The organism is Sphingomonas sp. PP-F2F-G114-C0414 (assembly GCF_003688595.1).
Taxonomy (GTDB): Bacteria; Pseudomonadota; Alphaproteobacteria; order Sphingomonadales; family Sphingomonadaceae; genus Sphingomonas.
Genome location: NZ_RCWT01000009.1, coordinates 128,412 through 148,311, shown reverse-complemented (window position 1 = coordinate 148,311; position 19,900 = coordinate 128,412). Strand labels below are relative to the sequence as shown.

The 19,900-nt window shown below is 66.8% G+C and carries 14 protein-coding genes and 1 tRNA gene; 4 read left to right on the top strand and 11 right to left on the bottom strand.

Going from position 1 to position 19,900, the window contains the following annotated elements; genetic code table 11:
* Nucleotides 1–59: 59 nt before the first annotated feature.
* Together C8J47_RS01330 and C8J47_RS01325 are read right to left on the bottom strand one after the other, a co-directional pair.
* Nucleotides 60–482: a thioesterase family protein gene (locus tag C8J47_RS01330; protein WP_121884140.1), complete on the bottom strand. Its 423-nt coding sequence runs from the start codon at nucleotides 480–482 to the stop codon at nucleotides 60–62.
* Nucleotides 479–2,533: a S9 family peptidase gene (locus tag C8J47_RS01325; RefSeq protein ID WP_121884139.1), complete on the bottom strand. Its 2,055-nt coding sequence runs from the start codon at nucleotides 2,531–2,533 to the stop codon at nucleotides 479–481. Before C8J47_RS01325 ends, C8J47_RS01330 begins: the two co-directional genes overlap by 4 nt.
* Nucleotides 2,534–2,720: 187 nt before the next feature.
* On the opposite strand from C8J47_RS01325, the gene C8J47_RS01320 reads away from it, so the two are divergent.
* The gene (locus tag C8J47_RS01320; RefSeq protein ID WP_259467298.1) at nucleotides 2,721–4,052 is read left to right on the top strand and encodes a methyl-accepting chemotaxis protein; all 1,332 of its coding nucleotides are present in this window, start codon (nucleotides 2,721–2,723) and stop codon (nucleotides 4,050–4,052) included.
* A gap of 38 nt (nucleotides 4,053–4,090) precedes the next feature.
* Here C8J47_RS01320 and C8J47_RS01315 read toward each other — a convergent pair whose 3' ends face one another.
* On the bottom strand, nucleotides 4,091–4,477 hold the full coding sequence (locus C8J47_RS01315; protein ID WP_121884138.1) for a hypothetical protein: 387 nt from the start codon (nucleotides 4,475–4,477) through the stop codon (nucleotides 4,091–4,093).
* 226 nt (nucleotides 4,478–4,703) lie between these two features.
* On the opposite strand from C8J47_RS01315, the gene C8J47_RS01310 reads away from it, so the two are divergent.
* Nucleotides 4,704–6,503 (top strand): aminopeptidase P family protein, encoded by a 1,800-nt coding sequence (locus C8J47_RS01310; protein WP_121884137.1) that lies wholly within the window; start codon nucleotides 4,704–4,706, stop codon nucleotides 6,501–6,503.
* Here C8J47_RS01310 and C8J47_RS19060 read toward each other — a convergent pair.
* Nucleotides 6,496–6,633, bottom strand: coding sequence for a hypothetical protein (locus tag C8J47_RS19060; RefSeq protein ID WP_183128984.1), 138 nt, complete (start codon nucleotides 6,631–6,633; stop codon nucleotides 6,496–6,498). The genes C8J47_RS01310 and C8J47_RS19060 overlap by 8 nt on opposite strands.
* Before the next feature lie 89 nt (nucleotides 6,634–6,722).
* On the opposite strand from C8J47_RS19060, the gene C8J47_RS01305 reads away from it, so the two are divergent.
* A tRNA-Thr gene (locus C8J47_RS01305) sits at nucleotides 6,723–6,797 on the top strand.
* A gap of 69 nt (nucleotides 6,798–6,866) precedes the next feature.
* Here C8J47_RS01305 and C8J47_RS01300 read toward each other — a convergent pair.
* From C8J47_RS01300 to C8J47_RS01285, 4 genes are all read right to left on the bottom strand, one after another.
* On the bottom strand, nucleotides 6,867–7,604 hold the full coding sequence (locus C8J47_RS01300) for a class I SAM-dependent methyltransferase (RefSeq protein ID WP_121884136.1): 738 nt from the start codon (nucleotides 7,602–7,604) through the stop codon (nucleotides 6,867–6,869).
* 104 nt (nucleotides 7,605–7,708) lie between these two features.
* Nucleotides 7,709–9,445, bottom strand: a complete 1,737-nt coding sequence (locus tag C8J47_RS01295) for a chloride channel protein (protein ID WP_259467363.1) — start codon at nucleotides 9,443–9,445, stop codon at nucleotides 7,709–7,711.
* Nucleotides 9,446–9,834: 389 nt separating this feature from the next.
* Complete coding sequence (locus tag C8J47_RS01290) at nucleotides 9,835–10,512, bottom strand: type 1 glutamine amidotransferase domain-containing protein (protein ID WP_121884689.1); 678 nt, start codon at nucleotides 10,510–10,512, stop codon at nucleotides 9,835–9,837.
* Nucleotides 10,513–10,700: 188 nt separating this feature from the next.
* Entirely contained in the window at nucleotides 10,701–13,580 is a 2,880-nt protein-coding gene (locus C8J47_RS01285) for a TonB-dependent receptor domain-containing protein (RefSeq protein ID WP_310886114.1), read from the bottom strand.
* Nucleotides 13,581–13,849: 269 nt separating this feature from the next.
* On the opposite strand from C8J47_RS01285, the gene C8J47_RS01280 reads away from it, so the two are divergent.
* Nucleotides 13,850–14,827 carry an MBL fold metallo-hydrolase gene (locus tag C8J47_RS01280; protein ID WP_121884134.1) on the top strand — a complete coding sequence of 326 codons (978 nt, stop codon included), beginning with the start codon at nucleotides 13,850–13,852 and terminating at the stop codon, nucleotides 14,825–14,827.
* Here the strand turns inward: C8J47_RS01280 and C8J47_RS01275 are convergent.
* From C8J47_RS01275 to C8J47_RS01265, 3 genes are read right to left on the bottom strand one after another with little or no spacing between them, the layout of a single operon-like run.
* Nucleotides 14,824–16,023, bottom strand: coding sequence for a histidine-type phosphatase (locus C8J47_RS01275; RefSeq protein ID WP_259467297.1), 1,200 nt, complete (start codon nucleotides 16,021–16,023; stop codon nucleotides 14,824–14,826). The genes C8J47_RS01280 and C8J47_RS01275 overlap by 4 nt on opposite strands.
* Nucleotide 16,024: 1 nt before the next feature.
* The gene (locus tag C8J47_RS01270) at nucleotides 16,025–17,143 is read right to left on the bottom strand and encodes a phosphatidylinositol-specific phospholipase C1-like protein (protein WP_259467296.1); all 1,119 of its coding nucleotides are present in this window, start codon (nucleotides 17,141–17,143) and stop codon (nucleotides 16,025–16,027) included.
* On the bottom strand, nucleotides 17,143–19,827 hold the full coding sequence (locus C8J47_RS01265) for a TonB-dependent receptor (RefSeq protein WP_121884133.1): 2,685 nt from the start codon (nucleotides 19,825–19,827) through the stop codon (nucleotides 17,143–17,145). The genes C8J47_RS01270 and C8J47_RS01265 overlap by 1 nt, the downstream gene beginning before the upstream one ends.
* Nucleotides 19,828–19,900: the final 73 nt, after the last annotated feature.

Below are 19,900 nucleotides of genomic sequence, written 5' to 3'. Positions count from 1 at the left end.
CGCCCGGTATCGCTCCGACACAACCGTAACGCCCGCGGCGCTCCCCCTCCACCACGCCGCTACGCGTCGCGGTCCCCCTCCCCGTTCCGGGGAGGATAAAACGGCGCAGCCACATCCTCGCGCACCCGCATCAACCGCCCGGTCCCCCGATCCAGCAAAGCCCAGGTCGTAACCGCCTGCAGCTTCACCCGCCCGTCATCGCCGACAAACCGAACATGCCGATCGAACCGAGCCCCCTTCGGCGCCCCCTCGACCCAAGTCTCGCCAACGACCGTCTCCCCCGCGACAACACTCCCACGGTAATCGATCTCATGCCGCGTCACGACCCACACATACGCCAGCTTGTGCTCGGCCGGCGCCACAGCCTCCCAATGCGCAGTCGCGATGGCCTGGATCCACTGCACCCAGACCGCATTGTTCACATGCCCAAGCTCGTCGATATCCGCGTCCTGCGCCGTGATCGAGAGCGTGAACCGGCTCACCCCGCGACGCCCAGCTGCCACAGCACGAACGCATGCTCCTCGGCACCCTCACGCAGCGATTCGAACCGCCCCGACTTGCCGCCATGCCCCGCGCCCATGTTGGTCTTGAGCAACAGGACATTGTCGTCGGTCTTCATCAGCCGCAGCTTCGCCGCCCACTTCGCCGGCTCCCAATAGGTCACGCGCGGATCGTTGAGCCCACCGCTGATAAACATCGGCGGATAAGCCTGCGCCTTGACGTTGTCGTACGGCGAATACGACCGGATCAGCTTGAACGCAGCCTCGTCCTCGATCGGATTACCCCACTCCGGCCACTCGCCCGGCGTCAGCGGCAAACTCTCGTCGAGCATCGTGTTCAGCACGTCGACGAACGGCACGTCGGCGATCACCGCGCCCCACAGTTCGGGGTCGGAATTGACCACCGCCCCCATCAGCTCGCCGCCAGCAGACCGCCCCGCGATCGCGATCTTCCCCGCCGACGTCCACTGCGCGTCGACCAGCGCCTTCGCCACATCGACGAAATCATTGAACGTGTTCGCGCGCTTCTCGAGCTTGCCATCCAGATACCATTGCTGGCCCAGATCGTCGCCGCCACGGATATGCGCGATCGCATAGGCAAACCCGCGATCGAGCAGGCTCATCCGCCCGGTCGAGAAGCCCGGCGGGATCGCATAGCCGTACGCGCCATACGCATAGAGGAACAACGGCGCAGACCCGTCGCGCACGAACCCCGCCGGATACACGATCGAGACCGGAATCTCGGTCCCGTCCCGCGCAGTAATCTTGAGCCGCTCGGTCGCATACTTCGCCGCGTCATAGCCGCTCGGGATTTCCTGCACCTTGAGCATCGTCCGCTCGCCGGTATCGACGTCGTAATCATATACAGTGCCAGGCGTGACCATCGACTCATACCCAAGCCGCAACACCGTCATGTCGTACTCGGGATTGTCCCCCAGCCCTGCGACATAGCTCGCCTCGGGGAAGTCGATCCGCTTGCCCTCGGTTGGCGTCTCGTACCGGTGGATCGCGATCTGATCGAGCCCGTCCTCGCGCCCGTCGACCACGAAGAAGTCCTGATAACACTCCACGCCGGTCATGTAGAACGTCGGGCTCGCCGGAATCAGCTCGCTCCACGCATCCGGCTCCTCGACCAGCGCGGTGCAGAGCCGGAAATTCGGATCGACGTCGTTGGTGTGGATGAACAGCGTCCCGTCATGCTCGTCCACGTCATATTCGCGGCCCACCTTCCGCGCCGACACGAGGATCGGCACCGCCAGAGGCTCATGCGCGGGCAGCAGGTACAGCTCGCTCGTCACATGATCGCTGGTCGCGATCACGATCCACTTGCGCGAACTCGTCTCGCCGACGCCGACGCGAAAGCCCTCGTCTTCCTCGTGGAACAGCACGACGTCCTCGGAGATCGGCGTCCCCAGCCGGTGGAACCGCGCATTGTCGGTCCGCCACTGCTCGTTCGCCAACCCGTACAGGAAGCCCGCATCGTCCGCGGTCCAGACGATCTCGCTGAGCATCCCCGGGATCACGTCGGGCAGATGCTCGCCGGTATCCAGGTCCTTGACCCGAACCTCGAACCGCTCGCTCCCATTGTCGTCGATCGCATAGGCGAGATACCGCCCGTCATTGCTGATCGAGAACGCCCCGAGCCGGAAATACTCGTGCCCCTCCGCCAGCGCCGGCTCGTCGAGCAACAGCTCGTCGTCACCGCCCGCAACGGGCTTCCGCCACCATTTCTTGTACTGCCCGCCAGTCTCGTACGCGGTCCAGTAGAGCCAATCGCCATCCTTCTGCGGCACCGAGGATTCGTCCTCCTTGATCCGCGCCTTCATCTCTTCGTAGATCGTGTCGGTAAGCGCTTCGTGCGGCGCCATCTGCGCTTCGAAATACACATTCTCGGCGGCAAGATAGGCCAGCACGTCGGCGTCATCGACCTCCGGATAGTTCGGATCCTTCAGCCACGCATACGGATCCTCGATCGTCACGCCATGCGTGGTGAAGCTGTGCGGGCGCTGTTCGGCGATGGGGGGCGTGGTCATGCCGGTGTGTTAGCCGGGCAGCCGACGGAAGCCAACGCCCGTCCCCGTGCGGCATACGGACCCGTCCGCCACCCAAAACCCCTAACCGAGCGTTAAGCAGAGTATGAAGAATTTATTGCCGTTGTGGACCTAAACCCACCGCAGGTTCGCCTAGAATGTGTGTTGTTTACAAAGCGGAGAAAATAGATTGCTGTGGTTTCAGGAGGTTGCGCCGATCCGTCAGAAGATGATGATCGCGTTCACCGGTATGACCCTCTTGGTGGCGCTTGGCGTGATGACGACCTTCGTGGCGTCGGTTGCGGGCTACCCGCTCGTCGGCCTGGCCCTCGGAGCCGCGATCACGATCGCTGCGGGTTGCGCCGGTGCCCGGATCCGAACGGCCGTGTGCGATCCGTACGTTTCCACCGTCGTTCGCATGGAAGCGCTCGCCAAGGGCGACCTTGACGCGCCGATCGCCCACACCGCGTATCGGGATTGCGTCGGGCGGATGACCAAGGCGATGTTCTCGTTTCGAGAGACGGCGGCGGCAAGGCTCAAGCAATCCGCCGCGCAGGACGAGATGATCGCCGTCTTCCGCGACCACCTCGAAAAATTCGGCCGGGGCGATCTGACGGCCAGCATCACCGCCGACCTGATGCCGGAATATCTGCCGTTGAAGACCGACTTCAACGCCGCGATCGATTCGATGCGCAACCTGATCGGTTCGGTATCGGACAGCGCGGCGAGCATCCAGACCGGCTCCGGCGAGATCGCCCAGGCGTCGGAAGATCTTGCCCGGCGTACCGAGAGCAATGCGGCGTCGCTGGAGGAAACCACCGCCTCGGTGACGCAGATGGACGCGCGGCTCCGCGCATCGGCGGCAGCCGCGACCCGGACGGTCCAGCGCGCGAACCAGACGATCGCCACGGTCGGCAGCGGGCGAACGGTGGCGGAAGAAGCCGTGCAGGCGATGGGCCGGGTGTCGGAGAGCGCGAAGGGCATCGACAGCGTGATCGAAGGGCTCGACAAGATCGCGTTCCAGACGCGCGTGCTGGCGATGAACGCCGCGGTCGAGGCCGGGCGTGCTGGTGATGCAGGGCGCGGTTTCGCGGTGGTCGCCGACCTCGTCTCGGCGCTGGCGATGCGCGCCGAGGAAGAAGCCAAGCGGGCGCGTGACCAGCTGACGGTCACGCAGACCGAGGTCGTGACCGCGGTCGAGGCGGTGACGCGCGTCGATGGCGCGCTGAGCACCATCGTCGACGACGTCGCCGAGGTGCACGAACTGCTCGCGACGATGGCCGCGGACAATCAGGCACAGTCGGCGGCGATCACCGAAATCTCTACAGCGATCGGCACGATGGACCAGTCGACGCAGCAGAACGCGGCGATGGTCGAGGAAACCTCCGCCGCCGCGCGCAATCTCGCGAACGAAGTACGATCGCTGTCCACCCAGGCCGCGAGCTTCAAGATATCCCGGGGTGATGGTCCGCGGTCGACCGCACGCAAACCGGACTATGCGTCGCAAGCTGCCTATGCCTGACCGGTCGACCGGTCGCAGGGCGATCCCCGATCAACGGCTCATGAGCGGCAGATCCGCATCGCCACCGCATCCAGCTCGCGATCGTAGCTGGCGCGCTCGGCCGCGCTGAGGAAGCCCTGTTTCTTCACGAAACGATCGGTCGCGTGGCGCACCGCCTCGACGCGCTTGAACAGCGTGTCGGCCTGTCGCTGCGTCAGACGCCCTGCCTTGTGCGCGGTGCCGAGGTCCGCTTCGAGGATGTTCGCGCGCATCGATATATGCGCCTGTCGAGCATCCTTGATGCTGCCGCCGGTCTCGGCCTTCAGCGCGTGTTGAGCGCGAATATCGCAACTCGGATAGGTCTGCTTCGACGACTGCGCTTCGGCACCGCCAGCAGCGAAAACGGGGGCGGCGACGGCGAGGGCTACGGCAAACACGGCTTTCATCGGACACTCCTTGCGGCATCGCGGATCGATGCGGCACGCCGTGTACGCCCGGCAACCTGAACGGCTCCCGTGAGGCGGACATCGTGATCAAAAGGTACGATACCCGACCACGCTCGATAGTCCGGATCGGCCTCTGGTTTCCCGAAACGGTCGCCCGGAACCGACCGAGCTGCTATCGCGCTGCTTTGCCGCACACGCGCCATTTCCAGACCAGAGAGTCCGCCCCATGCCGACCCCGACCGACCGCCTCGCCGCCCTGCGCGCACAGCTCGCAACCGACCGTCTCGACGGCTTCGTGATCCCGCTGACCGACGAGCATATGAGCGAATATGTCGGCGGTTACGCGCAGCGGCTCGGCTGGCTGACCGGGTTCGGCGGCTCGGCCGGGACCGCCGTGGTCCTCGCCGATCGCGCCGCGATCTTCACCGATGGCCGCTACACGATCCAGGTCCGCGACCAGGTCGACGGCGCGCTGTGGGCGTATGCCGACGTGCCGCAGACCAGCCCCGCCGCCTGGCTCGGCCAGCACGCGCCGGACGGTGGTCGGATCGGCTATGACCCGTGGCTGCACACCGGCGGCTGGGTCGCCGACGCCACCACAGCCCTCGCCGAACGCAACGCGACGCTGGTAGCGGTCGAAGCCAACCCCATCGACACGATCTGGACCGACCGCCCCGCCCCCTCCCCCGCCAAGCTCACCGTCCAGCCCGACCAGTTCACCGGCGCGTCCTCGGCCAAAAAGCGCGCGGCGATCGCCGACTGGCTGGCCGAGCACAAGGCCGACGCGGTCGTCCTCACCGCGCTCGATTCGATCGCCTGGGCGCTCAACATCCGCGGCAACGACGTCGACCACACGCCCGTAGCACTGTCCTACGCGATCGTCGGCGCGGACGGCACCACCGACCTGTTCGTCGCCCCCGACAAACTCGACGACGCCGTCCGCCAGCATCTCGGCAACGCGGTCCGCCTCCACGACCGCACCGCCTTCGCCGCGACCCTCGGCACCTATGCCGGCAAGCGCGTCGCCGCCGATCCCGAACGCGCAGTCGCCGCAATCACGCAGGCGCTCCAGGCCAGCGGCGCGAAGATCCTGCCGCTGCGAGATCCCGTCGTCCTCGCCAAGGCCATCAAGAACCCGGTCGAGATCGCCGGCCACCGCGCCGCCTCCGCCCGCGACGGCGCCGCCCTCGCACGCTTCCTCCGCTGGGTCGAAACCGAATGCGTAAAGGGGGGGCAAACCGAACTCAGCGCCGCCGCCAAGCTGCTCGCCTTCCGCGAACAGACCGGCGTCCTGAAGGACACCTCGTTCGACACGATCTCCGCGACCGGCCCGCACGGCGCGATCCCGCATTACCACGTCACCGAGGAATCGAGCGCACCGATCGAACCCGGCCAGCTCTATTTGATCGACTCCGGCGGCCAATATGCCGACGGCACCACCGACGTCACCCGCGTCATGCCGATCGGCGACCCGACCGAAGAGATGCGCGACCGCTTCACGCGCGTCCTCAAGGGTCACATCGGCATCGCCACCGCGGTCTTCCCCGACGGCACGATGGGCGGCCAGATCGACGCGTTCGCCCGCCGTCCGCTGTGGGAAGCCGGCCTCGATTTCGGCCACGGCACCGGCCACGGCGTCGGTGCGTATCTCGCGGTCCACGAAGGCCCGCAGCGGATCGCCTCGCCCAACTACCCCGGCGGCGCGGCGATGGAACCCTTACGCGCCGGCATGATGCTCTCCAACGAGCCCGGCTACTACAAGGCCGGCGAATACGGCATCCGCATCGAGAACCTGATCCTCATCGAACCCCGCACGATCCCCGGCGCCGACCGCGCAATGCTCGGCTTCGAGACGCTCACCTTCTGCCCGATCGAACGCACGCTGATCAAGCCGACGCTGCTGACCGCGGCAGAGCGCCAATGGGTCGACGATTATCACGCACAGGTACTGGCGGTCCTGACCCCCGAAATGACCGACGCGGAGGATCGCGCCTGGCTGACCGCCAAATGCGCGCCGCTCAGCTAGACGGCTCGTCCTTCGGCGCAGGCGTAGCCCCCACGGCCCGCGACTGCGCCTTCCGCCGCCGCAGATTCTCGCGCAGCGCGGCGGCCATGCGCTCGGCTTTCTCCGCCGCCTTTCGATCCCGATCGTCCATAAATACGCCCTATATCGGGTCGCGATGCCTTGACAATCGCGCCGCCCTCGTCTCTTAGCCCCACTCCGCCGGCAGCGATGCCGACGAGTGCTGCCGTAGCTCAGTGGTAGAGCGCATCCTTGGTAAGGCTGAGGTCGTGAGTTCAATCCTCACCGGCAGCACCAGTATTCCCCGGCTGGTCGACGTATCGCAACGACGTCGACCAGCGCGGACCACCCCCATCGCAGCGCCGCTTACGGCTTCCTGAACTTGTAGACGAACTGGTCGGTCTTGCCGCGAATGGCAGGGTCGAACACCGCCTTGCTGTGATCGTCCGCCGGGTTGCGCAGCACCGGCGACTGGCCGACGAACCTGAACCCTGCCGCCTCGACCTGCGTCTTGACCGCGGCCGGATCGATCCGGTGCCGTGTGCTGGTGCCGGTCATGCCGGTGCCCGGCGCGTCGGCGTGGTCGATCACCACATAGGTGCCGCCGCGCTTCAGCATGCGGAACACCGCGGTATCGAACGCGCGCAACGCCGGCTCGCCCGCGCCGTCGTTCGGGATGTCGTGATAATTCTGCACCGTCCAGAACAGGTCGACGGGCTTGGGCGAGGTCGGCAGGTTGGTCGCCTGGACCTCGGCGGTCACGTTGCCGAGCGCGCGTGCCTGCAAGGCCGGCAGCGACTTCTCGGCATATTTTGCGCCTGCCGCCGGCCATACCGCGTAGACATGGCCCTTCGGCCCCACGACGCCTGTGAAGATCCGCGTCCAATAGCCTGCGCCCGGCAGGTAATCGACCACCACGTCGCCCGGCTTCACGCCCGAGAACGCCAGCACCTCGGCGGCCTTGCGGCGCGCGTCGTCGCCCTGCTGGTCGGCGCGTGCGGGGTCCGCCAGCGCCTTGGTTATGACCGCGTTCGCCTTTTGCGCCGCCACCGGTACGGCAGCGGCGCCGATCGCCACGACCGCGCCCATCAACATGACCTTCATTGTCCGTCTCCCAGCGGCCGACGCCATCGCCGAACCGGTGCGCACGATCGTACCGCCGCCGCCGCTAGTCCAGATGGTTCTCGCCGATCAGGACGATTGCCCGGTCATCGCTCGCCGAACAGTGCGCGCTGCGCCTTTTCCAGTTCCTCGGCATAGCGTCGGCGGACGAACGATTCGGACAACAGCCCGAGCACGCGTCGATCGTCGTCGAGCACCGCCAGTTCGTCCGCGCCCGACGCGTCGAACCGCGCCATGACTTCGGTGATGTCCATCGCCGGCGCGAGCGCGGCCTCTTTGTTGATCGCCAGCCCGCCGACAGGTGCCTGTGGATCATGGCCCTCGGCGTAGGCGGTGGGGGTCTGGACGATCCCGGCATAGCGCGCGGCATCGTCGACCAGCACCGCGCGGCTGGTCGCGCCAAGCGGGACCTGCCGGCGGAACTCCGCCATCGTCAGGTCGGCGCGCATCACCTTGGTCTCGCGGCGCATCATCCGCCCCGCGGTTAGCGTCTTGACCCAGCCTACGTCGCGCGCACTCTTGATCGTCTCCCCGCGCAGGTGGAGCCGCCACGTCGAGAAGCTGTAGCCGAACGCCTCGCGCACGATCGTCGACGAGACCAGCACGGCCGCCAGCACCGCCCCGGTCGCCGCGAAGTCGTGCGTCGCCTCCAGCACGAGCATCACCATCGTCATCGGGCCACCGACCACCGCGACCGCGAGCGCCGCCATCCCGACGAGTGCGGCGTTGCGCGGATCGATCACGTCATGCCCGACGACCGCGGCCATGCTGCCGGCGAAGAGATGCCCGACCAGCGTACCCAGGAACAACGACGCGAAGAACAGCCCGCCGCGAAAGCCGAAGCCGAGCGAGACGATCGACGCCGCGCATTTGGCGAGGAAGATCGTCAGGATGAACAGCAACGGCGCGCCGACCGCGAGGTCGGCGTGAAGCGCGCCATGCCCGGCCGACAGCACCTGCGGCGACATCAGCGCGATCGGGATCAACAACATCCCGCCGATCGCCGGTCGCGCCCAGTCGGGCAGGCGCAGCCGCCGCGTTCCCGCCTCGACGAAGCCGACCGCGCGCATCAGCGCGATGCCGATCCCGGCACAGACCGCGCCGAGCGCCGCATAGATCAGATAGTGATGCGATTCGGTCGCCATCGTCGAGGCCGCATCGATCACATAGGGATGGATGCCGAGTTGTTGCGCGACCAGCGTGCCGGCCAGTGCGGCGGCGATGACCGGTGCGAGCGCGGTCGGCGTATACGCGCCGATGACGATCTCGAACGCGTAGAAGGCGCCGGCGAGCGGCGCACCGAACGCCGCCGCGATCGCCGCGCCGGTGCCCGCCCCGACTAGGTTGCGCAGATCAGCGCGCCGCAGCGTGAAGGCGTTGCCGACCACGGACGCCACCGCGCCGCCAAGCTGCGCATACGCGGCCTCGAGCCCGACCGAGGCGCCGAAGCCGTTCGACAGGATCGTCTGTCCGGAGATGATCAGGCTGTCGCGCACCGACATGCGGCCGCCGTGGAGCGCATTCGCCTCGACCGCGTCGACCATCCGCCGCGTTCGCGCGCGCGTCGCCCAGGAGAATGCGGCGAGGACCGCGCCGCCGATCGGCAGCACGAGGAGGACCGTCAGCGGCAACGCCGGTACCGCGCTGAGACGTGCGCCGAGCGGCAAGTCGAACAGGAGGCGTTGCATCGTCCGCGCGATCGCCCCCTGGAGGACGCTGAACAGCCCGGCCCCGGCGCCGACCACCGCCGCGAGCACGACGAACGCCACTTCGCTCGCGCGGACCCGTCGGCGAACCCATTTCAGAAGGACGGTGGCGTGCAGAGGTCGATCCTCGAACGGCGGTACCGTGAGGGCCTTAATCGGTTGCGCGGCAGGCGAATACCGGATTCCTGCGATCCGGGCGTTGCCCACGCCCCCCATCAATCTCCCGCACAGTGCGGAGGCCATAATGGCTATGGCAAACCGACGTTCAACGCGCTGCCTCCGTACTTCCCCCCTCCCTGGAAGGGAGGGGTCGGGGGTGGGTCGGGTTCCGTATCACCGAACGCTGGCGGCACGAGCAGGCCTACTCACCCCCAGCCCCTCCCTTTCAGGGAGGGGAGACGCGATGATCGCAGGCCTCCGAGAATGTCCCCACCTGAGCGCAGAACAGCGATCATTACGGGGGTAGTACTCAAATTATCACGAGCGATCCGAAGACCGCCCGATACTTACCCCAATGCCTTCACCAGCTCCTGCGCCGCAGCCGCCGACGACGCCGGGTTCTGCCCGGTGATCAGCAAGCCGTCGCGCAGGACATAGACGCCCCAGTCTCCGGTCTTCGAATAGATGCCGCCCTGTTCCTTGAGCATATCCTCGACCAGGAACGGAACGACGTCGGTCAGCCCGACCGCAGCCTCTTCGGTGTTGGTGAACCCGGTGACTGTCTTACCCGCCACGAGCGGGCTGCCGTCCGCATTCTTGACGTGACGGAAGACGCCCGGCGCATGGCAGACCGCAGCGACCGGCTTGTTGGCCGCGATCGCGCCTTCGATCAGCGCACGCGACGTCGCGTCCTCCGCCAGATCCCACAACGGGCCGTGACCACCCGGATAGAAGACCGCATCGAAATCCGCGATCGATACCGTGTCGAGGCGGTGAGTCGTCGCGAGCAGCGCCTTGGCCTCGTCGTCCGCTTCGAACCGGCGCGTTTCGGCGGTCTTCGCGCTTTCGTCGTTGCTCTTGGGATCGAGCGGCGGCTGGCCGCCCTTCGGCGACGCCAGCGTGATCGCCGCGCCCGCTTCCTTCAGCACGTAATACGGCGCGGCGAACTCCTCGAGCCAGAATCCGGTCTTCTCGCCGGTATCGCCGAGGCGGTCGTGCGAGGTCAGCACCATCAGGATGTTCATGTCGTTCTCCATCGCTCATTCTATCGAGTGCGCCAGATGGGGGCGACGGCGCGGATTACCATGCGCAGTGTGCGGCACCCGGCAGCGCGCGCCCTGCTTCGTGTAGCGAAGACGATGGGCCAAACGTTAAGGGGCGAGCGTGGATCGCTCCACGCCCGCCCCCTTGCCCGCATCCCTATGTGGGTCGGTCAGAGCCCCCAGGACAGTCGGACATAGCCGAACTGCCCCGGCACATCATACGTGGTCGGATCGTAGTTCGGCCCCGTGCAGCTGAAGCAGGCGGGTGGATCCTGGTTGAAGACGTTGTTCACGCCGATCGTCAGCCCCAGCCGGCGTTCGAGCCAGTCGGGCGTCAGCGTCAGCTGGACGTCGCCATAGAAGGTGTTGTCGAGCGTCTTGCCGTCCGCTTCCTTCACGCTCTTGATGTAGCGGCCGGTGAACGAGGCGCGGGCCAGGCCAAGGTCCCAGTCGACGACCGCATTGCCCTTGAACTTCGGATAGGACTGCTCGGGCGACCCACGCGTCGTACCCTGGTAGTTGGTGGTGGTGAAGCCGACCGTTGCCGGGAAGCTCTCGGCGTATTTCAGCAGGATGTTGCCGTTGAGCGACAGCCCGAACGTCCCGGCCGAGGTCTGCGGCGAGCGGTAGACCGCGGTCACGTCGACGCCGCGGGTGCGGATGCCGCCGATGTTCTGCAACTGCGCGTTGATCCGCGAGATCAGGCCGTTCGGCGTCCGGGAGATCGCCGCGCAGCTGAGTGCGTCCGCGGCCTGCGCGCAACGGCTGAGCGTCAGCGTGGCATCGGTCGCCGCGATCGCATCGTCGACCTTGATGTCGTAGTAATTGCCCTCGATGCTCAGCTGGCTGGCGATCCCGCTGGTCCGTGCCCAGCTCGGCGCATAGACCGCACCGAACAGCCAGGTCCGCGACGTCTCGGGTTTCAATGCCTTGTTGCCGCCGGTCAGGACGCTGAGCTGACCGCCATTGGGCTCCTGATAGCTGCCACTCGCAGGGACGCCGTTGGCGATGCAGTTGGTGCGAACGGTCGCCGACGACTGATAGGGCGATCCGGCGACGTTGGTGCAGGGATCGTCGATCGACGCGTCCGACCGCGATTCCGCGCCGAACAATTCGCCGATGCTCGGCGCGCGGAAGCCTTGCGCATAGGACGCGCGCAACAGCAGGTCGCTGAACGGCTTCCACAGGCCGCTGCCGGTGTAGGTCGTATTGCTGCCGCTGATCGAATAGTTCGAATGCCGCACCGCACCGCCGATCTCGAGCGACTGGATGAGCGGCGTGTTGTGGATCAAGGGCACGCGCAACTCGGCATAGACCTCGTCCGAATCGAAATGCCCGCGCGCCGGTTGCGCGGGGATGTCGGCGCCAAGCCCGGCGGTAATCAGGGGATCGGGCGTGAAGCTGCCATACTGAACGCGGTGCTCATAGCCCGCGGCGAGGCCGACGGCGCCGGCGGGCAGGTCGAACAGTTCGCCCGAGATGTTGGCGGTATAGTCCTCGAGACTCTGCGCGCTGCGCGCGCGCTCGTCGAACGCGATATAGCCGAGCATGGCGGGCGTGACCGAACCTGCGCCGCCAAAGATGTTGAATGGTACGTACGCCCCGGTGCAATTCGCGACCGGACCGAGCGCCTGGGCGAGATTGGCGGCGTTGATGTTGCCGGTGAACAGCTGCTTGGCGTCGTTGAAGCCGAAGACCGCGTTGACGTCCCAATAGAATTTGCGCTCGCCGAGATGGAAAGAGCCATCCAAGGTGGCGGTCGCCGACATCGTATCGACGGTCTGCGAATAGGTGCGCTGGCCGGCTTCCACCAGACGACGGCGGACCGTCGAATAGTTTGCCGGACCGTTACCTGCGCCCCCCGCCGACAGCGTGTAGCCGAACGGGTTGTACGGATTGGTGGCGTCCACCGAGATCGTGTCGAGTAGATTGCCGTTGCCCGCATCCGGCCCGATCACGAGCGGCAGGAACGCCGCCTGGTTCTGTGAATTGCGGCGCGTGTAGTTCATCTTCACGCGCAGGTTCACGGTATCGGTGAGCTCCTGCTTGGCGCTGACGAAGAAGCCGTAGCGCTCGGACGGGGTCAGGAAATAGTTGTAGGGCGAGAAGTTGAAGCGGTCCGCGGCGGTGAACTCCTTGAAATCGCTGTTCGGGCCGGTCGGGTTGGCGGCGTCGTAGCGAGGCCGTCCGAGGATAGGGGCGGACTTCAGTGTCAGGTTCCGGCCGCCGACCTGGAAGAATCCGTTGGGGGTCGCGCCCGAACACCCGCCGATCGGCTCCTCGCAGGCGCGCTGGCCGGGATTGGGGAACTGCGAGATCTTGCGATCGCGCGTGCTGACCGCTTCCTGCTTCACGTAACTGCCGCCAAATACCACGCTCGTGCGCGGTGCCTGGATACCGTAGCTGACGTTATAGTCCTGCGTATGGCCGTCGCCCTGGCGGAACGTGCCGAACTGCGCGGATGCCTTCAGCCCCTTCTGCTGCGACTTGGTGATGATGTTGACGACGCCGGCGAGCGCGTCCGAGCCGTACAGCGGCGACTGGCCAGATTGCAGCACTTCGATGCGCTCGATCGACCCGACTTGGATCGTGTTGAGATCGACGGTCGAGGGGATGCCGCTCGCCGACGCGCCGTTGACGAAGCGAAGCCCGTCGACCAGCACCAGCGTTCGCTTGGCGGTCAGATAGCGCAGGTCGATCTCGGCCGAGCCTGCACCAACGCCGCCACCGTCGGGCGGATTGCCGATGTTACCCGAATTGTTGACCTTCGAATTGAGACCGCCGGCCGCGCTGGGCAGTCGCTGGAGCACGTCGGCGACCGACGACAGCCCGGTCCGCTGGATCGATTCCGCATCCACGGTAACGACCGGTGAAGGCTGATCTAGCGGGCTGCGGCGGATACGCGACCCGGTGACGACGATGTCCTCGCCGGGCGCCTCGGCCGTTCCAGTTGCCGCCTGCTCGGCAGGAACCGTCGTTACGGCCTGCGCATGAGCCGAGGCTCCGACCAGCATCGCCGCCAACGCAAATCCGCCGGTGCCGACACGCAAAAAGCTCTTCGATGTTCGCTTAAATCCCCCCGTGTGAAACCTTACGCCACCTCCCCAGGTGTCTTATTATGACCCAAGAATGCCGCATCCGCGCAATCAAGCAAGACAATATTACAATTCGAAGCACGTTTGCTGCGAATAACCTCGGTTACGTTGCACATGGGTAACGCGGTCCGAACCCTGTTTCCGTGCGGCGACGGAGGCGCGAAACAGGTCCGGCGTGCGGGTACCGCATCGCGTTCACGCCCGATTGTCGCTACCACGCGATCATGCCGCGCAACCGCTATTATCAGGGCCCGCCGAGCGACCATTTCGATGGCGTACGGTTCTTCAATCCCGGGCAATCGCCGACCGATCGCGGTCTCGGCGACGTGCTTCGGTGGAAGCTGGCGCGAGGTGCGGCGCGGTGGCCGAGTTCGGTACCCGTCAGCCCGGCCAAGCCATCGCCGCGGGTCGATGGCCTGCGGATCACGATGGTCGGGCACGCCTCGCTGCTGGTCCAGGTTGCCGGCCGCAACATCCTGATCGATCCGGTCTGGTCGGAGCGGGTCAGCCCGGTCTCGTTCGCCGGACCCAAGCGAGTCGCCGCGCCGGGGATCGCGTTCGACGACCTGCCGCCGATCGACGTCGTGCTGCTCAGCCACTGCCATTACGACCATCTCGATATCGCGACGCTGCGGCGCATCCAGGCGGTCCATGCGCCGCTGATGGCGATGCCGCTCGGCAACGGCACGATCGTCCGCGCCGCGATCCCTGATGCCAAGTGTGCCGTCGGCGACTGGTGGGACCGGCTGTCGCTCGGCAGCGACATCGCGACGACGCTGACGCCCGCGAGCCACTGGGCGAACCGCTGGCCGAACGACGTGCGGATGGCGCTATGGGCGGGTCATCATCTCGACACCCCCGCCGGCACGATCTGGTTCGTCGGCGATACGGGCTACGGCGATGGCGCGATCTTCCGCGAGGTGCGCGCGCGGCTGGGATCGCCCGACGTCGCGCTGATCCCGATCGGCGCGTACGAGCCGCGCTGGTTCATGGCAGCCCAGCATGTCGATCCGGCCGAAGCGGTCGACATCTTCCGCGACGTGGGCGCGCGTCGTGCATTGGGGATTCACTGGGGCACGTTCCAGCTCACCGACGAGGCGCGCGACGCGCCACCGCGTGCGCTCGCGGCGGCGCTGGCAGCCTCCGATATTTCCCCGGACCGGTTCGTCGCCGCGGTGCCGGGGGGCGTGTACGACTTCTAGCGGCCCGCAGCCAAGCGCGCCGACAACACGCGTTCGAACACGGCGACCGGGCAAAGCTCGCCGCCGCATCCGGGGACCCGAAGCGGGGCGACGGTCATCGCATGGCTGCCCGATCGCAGCGCCTCGGGCGACTGCGTGCGATAGGACACGCGGACGAACGCGCGCCCGCTCCGCGTCTCGCGAACCCGCTCGAACAGCAGCGCACCACCCGGCGGAACATCGTTGGTCGCATAGCCCGACGTGACGAGATCGACGTCGAGCGCCGCCGCGAGCGCGGTGACGTTGGTGTCGTGCCCCATCAGCACGTCGAGCTTGGGTCCGGCCTCAAGCGACTGCAACACCCGCCGGCCGAGCAGCGCCGCCTGATACGCCGCCATGTACGGTGACCGCGTGAACACCGCGAACAACGCGGCATGCAGCGCACCCAGCCGCTTCAGCCCGGCGGCATCGACCCGCCCCCAGCCGACATCGCGCGCGGGCAGACCCTCGACATATTGCAGCAGCAGGACCTGCGCGACGCCGGACGTGCCGCGGATCGGTCCCTCCAGCGTGATGCCGTGTCCGTCGTCCTCGGCCGACACGCGCGGCGCCCCGCCCGGTACGCATCCGCTGCCACAGCCCAGCACGCGGTCGAGCTCGGCGATCTCGCGCGCGTGCCGCTGGACCAACGTGGTCATACCGCCGGTAGAGCGGTCGATATCGGCGATCGCCGCCTTCGCATCGAACGCGGTCGCATGCGCGCGCAAGGGCTCGAACATCGGATCGACCGTCCCGACCGGCCGATGCTCGACGCTGATCGGGCAACCGGGCGCAAAGCCCCGCGCGTAATCTTCGCCACTGTCGATCGTCCGCTCCGAACTGTTGCTGGCGATCCGCACCGCACCCGCCTTCGGACAGCCTTGCGGATCGAGCAGGCCCTTCGCGGCAAGCCATTTGCGGTCCTCGCCTGCGACGATCTCGAGCGCGCGCGCGCCGTGCGGGGTGACCCGGCTTTCGGCGACGCCCCATTTCGGCCAAGGCGTCGCGGTGCGCGTCCCGTCCGGCACTTCACCCGACAGCGGCGCGCGGATGCCGTGGCGCATGACCAGCACCGCGCGCTCGGTGACGAAGGCCGGGCGCGCCGGCGATTGCGCCGTGCTGCCCGTGAGCGCGAACCCCGTGCCGAGCACCACGGCGAAGAGGGCCGAAAGCCTCATGTCAGGGCACAACCTTGCAAGGCGTGGTGACCAGCACCGGGTTGCACCGCGCCATCGTGCCGCCGGGCAACGTCACCGCGAACTTCAGCCCCGCCGGATCGGGCGCGCCCGGATAATAATCGGTGCTGACCGCCTGCGCGCCGCTGTCCGCCGCCGCCTTAGCCTTGGCCAGGTCGTGCGCCCGCGCCTCGACGGTGTTGGCGTCGGTCCGCGTCCGCACGATCACGCCCGCCTTGACGAGATCGCGGATCCGCGCGCCGTCGACCAGTGGGTCCTGGACGATCTGGATCGCGCTCTCGGGCTCGCCGTCGGGATACCAGCCGAACATCGCCCGTCCGCGCAGCGAAGGATGGCCCGTCCGGTACGCATTCGACACCGCAGGCCGCACGTCGAACAGGATGTAGATCCGCCCCCGCGCAGCCTCCAGCGTCGGCCAGCCCTGGTCGCGCACCGCGCCCGACAGCGTCGCCGCGTCGCCGCGGACCTCATCGGGCACGATCAGCCGTCGTCCCGGTATCGCCTGGCGGATCTCGCGATCGAGCGAGTCAAGCAACGTCGCGTCGTCGAGCGGCAACGGCGCCGTCACCAACGGCGACTGCGGCGTATCGGCGGCGTTGATCGTGATCATGATCGGCAGGTGCCGCGGATGCGCGCGGGACCACGCGGTCACCTCGCCGAGGCAGCGCTGCAGCGTCACGCAGGTCGAGATATAGTCGATGTCGGGAACGTGGAACGACTTGTAGCCCGGCCGCAGCATCGCAGCGCGGTCGAACGCGGTCTGCTCGCCGGCCGCTTTGGCGATCTGCTCGCCCTTGGGGTTCGCATACCGGCCGCCTTGGGGGTCGGCGAAGATGTCGATCTCGATCTGCCGCAAGCCGTGGTCGAGCTGCGCCGACAGCGGCAGGTGATAGTAATCGAGCGCGGCGGCGGTCTTCGGATCGCGCTGGCGCAGCGCGGCCATCACCGCCGCTGGGATCTGCGCCTTGAAGCTGTTGTGCGACCCGACGACCTGGATGTCGTTCATCCGCAGCGGTTCGGCGGTCTGACCGGCAGGGGCGGTCTGCGCACCGACGCCGCTGGCGAGGACGAGCGCGGCGAGCATGGCATGACGGGCGCGCATCAGAACTGCGCCCGCACGCCGAACAGGATCGTCCGGCCCCAATAGTTGATCTCGCCGAAGCGGTTCTCGTCGTCGTTATACGTGTAGAGATGCGCGCCCGACAGGTTGATCCCCTCTAAGCTGAACGTCACCGAGTCGTTGGCCTTGACCGAGATGTTACCGTCGAGCGACCCGAACGGCGCGGTGTAGACCGGCGCCTGCGTCGTGCTGCCGGTGCCCGACAGATAGCGGTCGCGCCACACATAGGACAGCCGCGTCGACAGCGGCCCCTTGTCGTAGAACCCGACGATGTTGAAGCTGTTCTTGGACAGTCCGATCAGCTCGTCGCGGATCGGTCGCGCGCCCGCGGTGTAGCTCGCCTTGACCGAGGTGTGCGTATACGAGGTCTGCACGCCGAACCCGTCGAACGGCGCGGGCAGGAACGTGAAGACCTGGTTGTACGCCGCCTCGACGCCGTACACCTTGGCATCGCCGCCGTTGACCTGCGTCGACAGCAGCACCGTGCCGCGACCGGGAATGTCGATGTTGACGTTCTGCTGCGTGATGTAGTCGTCCATCGCCTTGTAGAACACCGCCCCCGTCAGCGACCCCGCACGGTTGAAATACCATTCGAGCGAGCCGTCGAACTGCGTCGCGAGGAACGGCACCAGCTGCGGATTGCCGCCGCTCGCGGTCGGCGCGTCGGTCGAGACGGTGATGCGCGGCGCGCTGTCGGTGACGTTCGGGCGCGTCAGCACGCGGCTGGCGGCGAGACGGCCGACCAGGTCGTGCGTCAGTTCGGCGCGCAGGTTAAAGCTCGGCAGCCAGTTGTTGAACGTCTTGGGGAAGCTTCCCGGCGTCGCGACGTTGCCCGTCGTCAACGTGCCGCTCGCGACCTGATCGGTATGGACATAGCGGATGCCGATATTGCCGGTGACCGGCACGCTTCCGGCATCGAAGCCGTAATCGGCGCGCGCATAGGCGCCCAGCACCTTCTCGGTGACGACGAACGACGAGCGCAGATCCGCGGGGGTCAACGCCGATGCCTGCACCGCGGGGGTGAAGAATTTGTCGAGATAGGCCTGCGTCACCGGCACCAGGAAATTGCGCAGCGTGTTGCCGGGGACGCCCTTCAGGAAATCGTCGTACGGCAACTGCTCGTACGCGCCCGTCCCCAGGCTAGACAACGGGGTGTTGGGCGCCGGATTGACGATGAAGTCGCGCCGCGCATAGTCGCGCTTGCGCCAGTGATACTCGCCGCCCGCCGCCAGCTTGGTGATGAAACCGTCGAAATCATGCGCGAGATCGGCGCGCGTGAAGAAATCCCAGTCCTTGCTGTTCTTCGGCGCGATGTTGAACTGGTACAGCTGATAGTTCGCCGGGTTGGTCGGATCGACCGGCGTGGTGAAGGTCGGGATCGCCTTGTAGCCGGCCGACGCATCATAGGTCAGCGGCGCGAAGAACATCGCCCGGCTGCGCACCGTGCCCTCGTCGTAGTTCGGGTGATAGCTGTGCGCGCTCGACCAGTTGACCGCGCCCGAGGCGTGCCATGCATCGGAGTCCCAGGTCTGGCGCAGACCGATGTTGAGCAGGTCATGCCGGTTGAGGCTGTATTCGCGCGAGGCCATGAACCGCACGTCGTTGATCGTCGCGGCGATCACCGTATCGCCGTCGAGCTTCACGCTGGACGGCACGATCACCGGCCGGTGCCCCGACACGCTGGAATCGTCGGGATACACGTCGAGACCGAACTCGTCATAGGCGACGTCGAGCCGCGTCGCGAGGACGTCGAACGTCGTCTCGAATTCCGCATTCGGCTTCCACTGCGCGGACAGCATGCCCGAGATCCGCTTGCGATCCTCGGTCTCGACCGTCGGCCGGGTCCGCGTCGGCGTGTACAACCCGGCGGGTAGCCCGCCCGAGGCGGCCGACGTGAACTTGTCCAGGTTCCAGCCGAAGTTGATGAAGCGATCGTTGCGGACCGACTTCGCCCAATATTGCGCGCCCGCGAGGATACCGAACGTGCCGGCGGCATTCGCGAAGCTGGTGATCAGCGTCGCGTTCGGCTTCACCTTGTCGGTCTGGCTCGTATAGGTGCCGCGCAGATTGACCGTCGTCTTGGTGCCGACGTCGAGCGGGTGGAACGTCTTCACGTCGATATTACCGCCCAGCGCACCCTCGGTCATGTTCGCGGTCGGCGTCTTGACGACATCGATGCTCGACGTGAATTCGGCGGGCAGCATCTCGAAGCGGAACTGGCGGCCGTTCGCGCCGCCATTCTCGATCAGGTCGTTCAGCGCGACGGTGCTGCCGTTGAGCAACGTGCTCTGGAACTGCGGCCCCAGGCCACGAACGCTGACATACAGCCCCTCGCCGCGAGGACGCGTGATCGTCACGCCCGGCACCAGCTGCAACGCCTCGGCGACGTTCTGCGTCGGGAACTTGCCGATGTCGGTCGAGCTGATCGAGTCGACGCCGTAGTCGGCGCGGCGCTTGGTCTCGGTCGCCGCCTTCAGGCTGCGGGCATAGGTACCGGTGACGACGATCTCGCCAGCGTCGTCGCTGCCAGCAGTCGTGCCCGTCTGCGGATCGACCGCTGCCTGATCCTGCGTCGCTGCTGGTGCTGTCTGCGCCTGTGCCGTAGCGGCACCCGCGACCAGGATGAGCGAAACCGATGCCCGAAGCAGGCCTTTGAAACTACGCATTGAAATGACGTCCCCTGCGGCCAGTGTGCCACCACCGGCGCCACTAGGTCCGTTCCGGGTCAGTTTCGCGAAG

Excerpts from the sequence above, each read along its gene's own strand:
- C8J47_RS01325 (WP_121884139.1), bottom strand. The coding sequence starts at position 2,533 with ATGACCACGCCCCCCATCGCCGAACAGCGCCCGCACAGCTTCACCACG.
- C8J47_RS01315 (WP_121884138.1), bottom strand. The coding sequence starts at position 4,477 with ATGAAAGCCGTGTTTGCCGTAGCCCTCGCCGTCGCCGCCCCCGTTTTC.
- C8J47_RS01310 (WP_121884137.1), top strand. The coding sequence starts at position 4,704 with ATGCCGACCCCGACCGACCGCCTCGCCGCCCTGCGCGCACAGCTCGCA.
- C8J47_RS19060 (WP_183128984.1), bottom strand. The coding sequence starts at position 6,633 with ATGGACGATCGGGATCGAAAGGCGGCGGAGAAAGCCGAGCGCATGGCC.
- C8J47_RS01300 (WP_121884136.1), bottom strand. The coding sequence starts at position 7,604 with ATGAAGGTCATGTTGATGGGCGCGGTCGTGGCGATCGGCGCCGCTGCC.
- C8J47_RS01290 (WP_121884689.1), bottom strand. The coding sequence starts at position 10,512 with ATGAACATCCTGATGGTGCTGACCTCGCACGACCGCCTCGGCGATACC.
- C8J47_RS01280 (WP_121884134.1), top strand. The coding sequence starts at position 13,850 with ATGCCGCGCAACCGCTATTATCAGGGCCCGCCGAGCGACCATTTCGAT.
- C8J47_RS01275 (WP_259467297.1), bottom strand. The coding sequence starts at position 16,023 with ATGAGGCTTTCGGCCCTCTTCGCCGTGGTGCTCGGCACGGGGTTCGCG.
- C8J47_RS01270 (WP_259467296.1), bottom strand. The coding sequence starts at position 17,143 with ATGCGCGCCCGTCATGCCATGCTCGCCGCGCTCGTCCTCGCCAGCGGC.
- C8J47_RS01265 (WP_121884133.1), bottom strand. The coding sequence starts at position 19,827 with ATGCGTAGTTTCAAAGGCCTGCTTCGGGCATCGGTTTCGCTCATCCTG.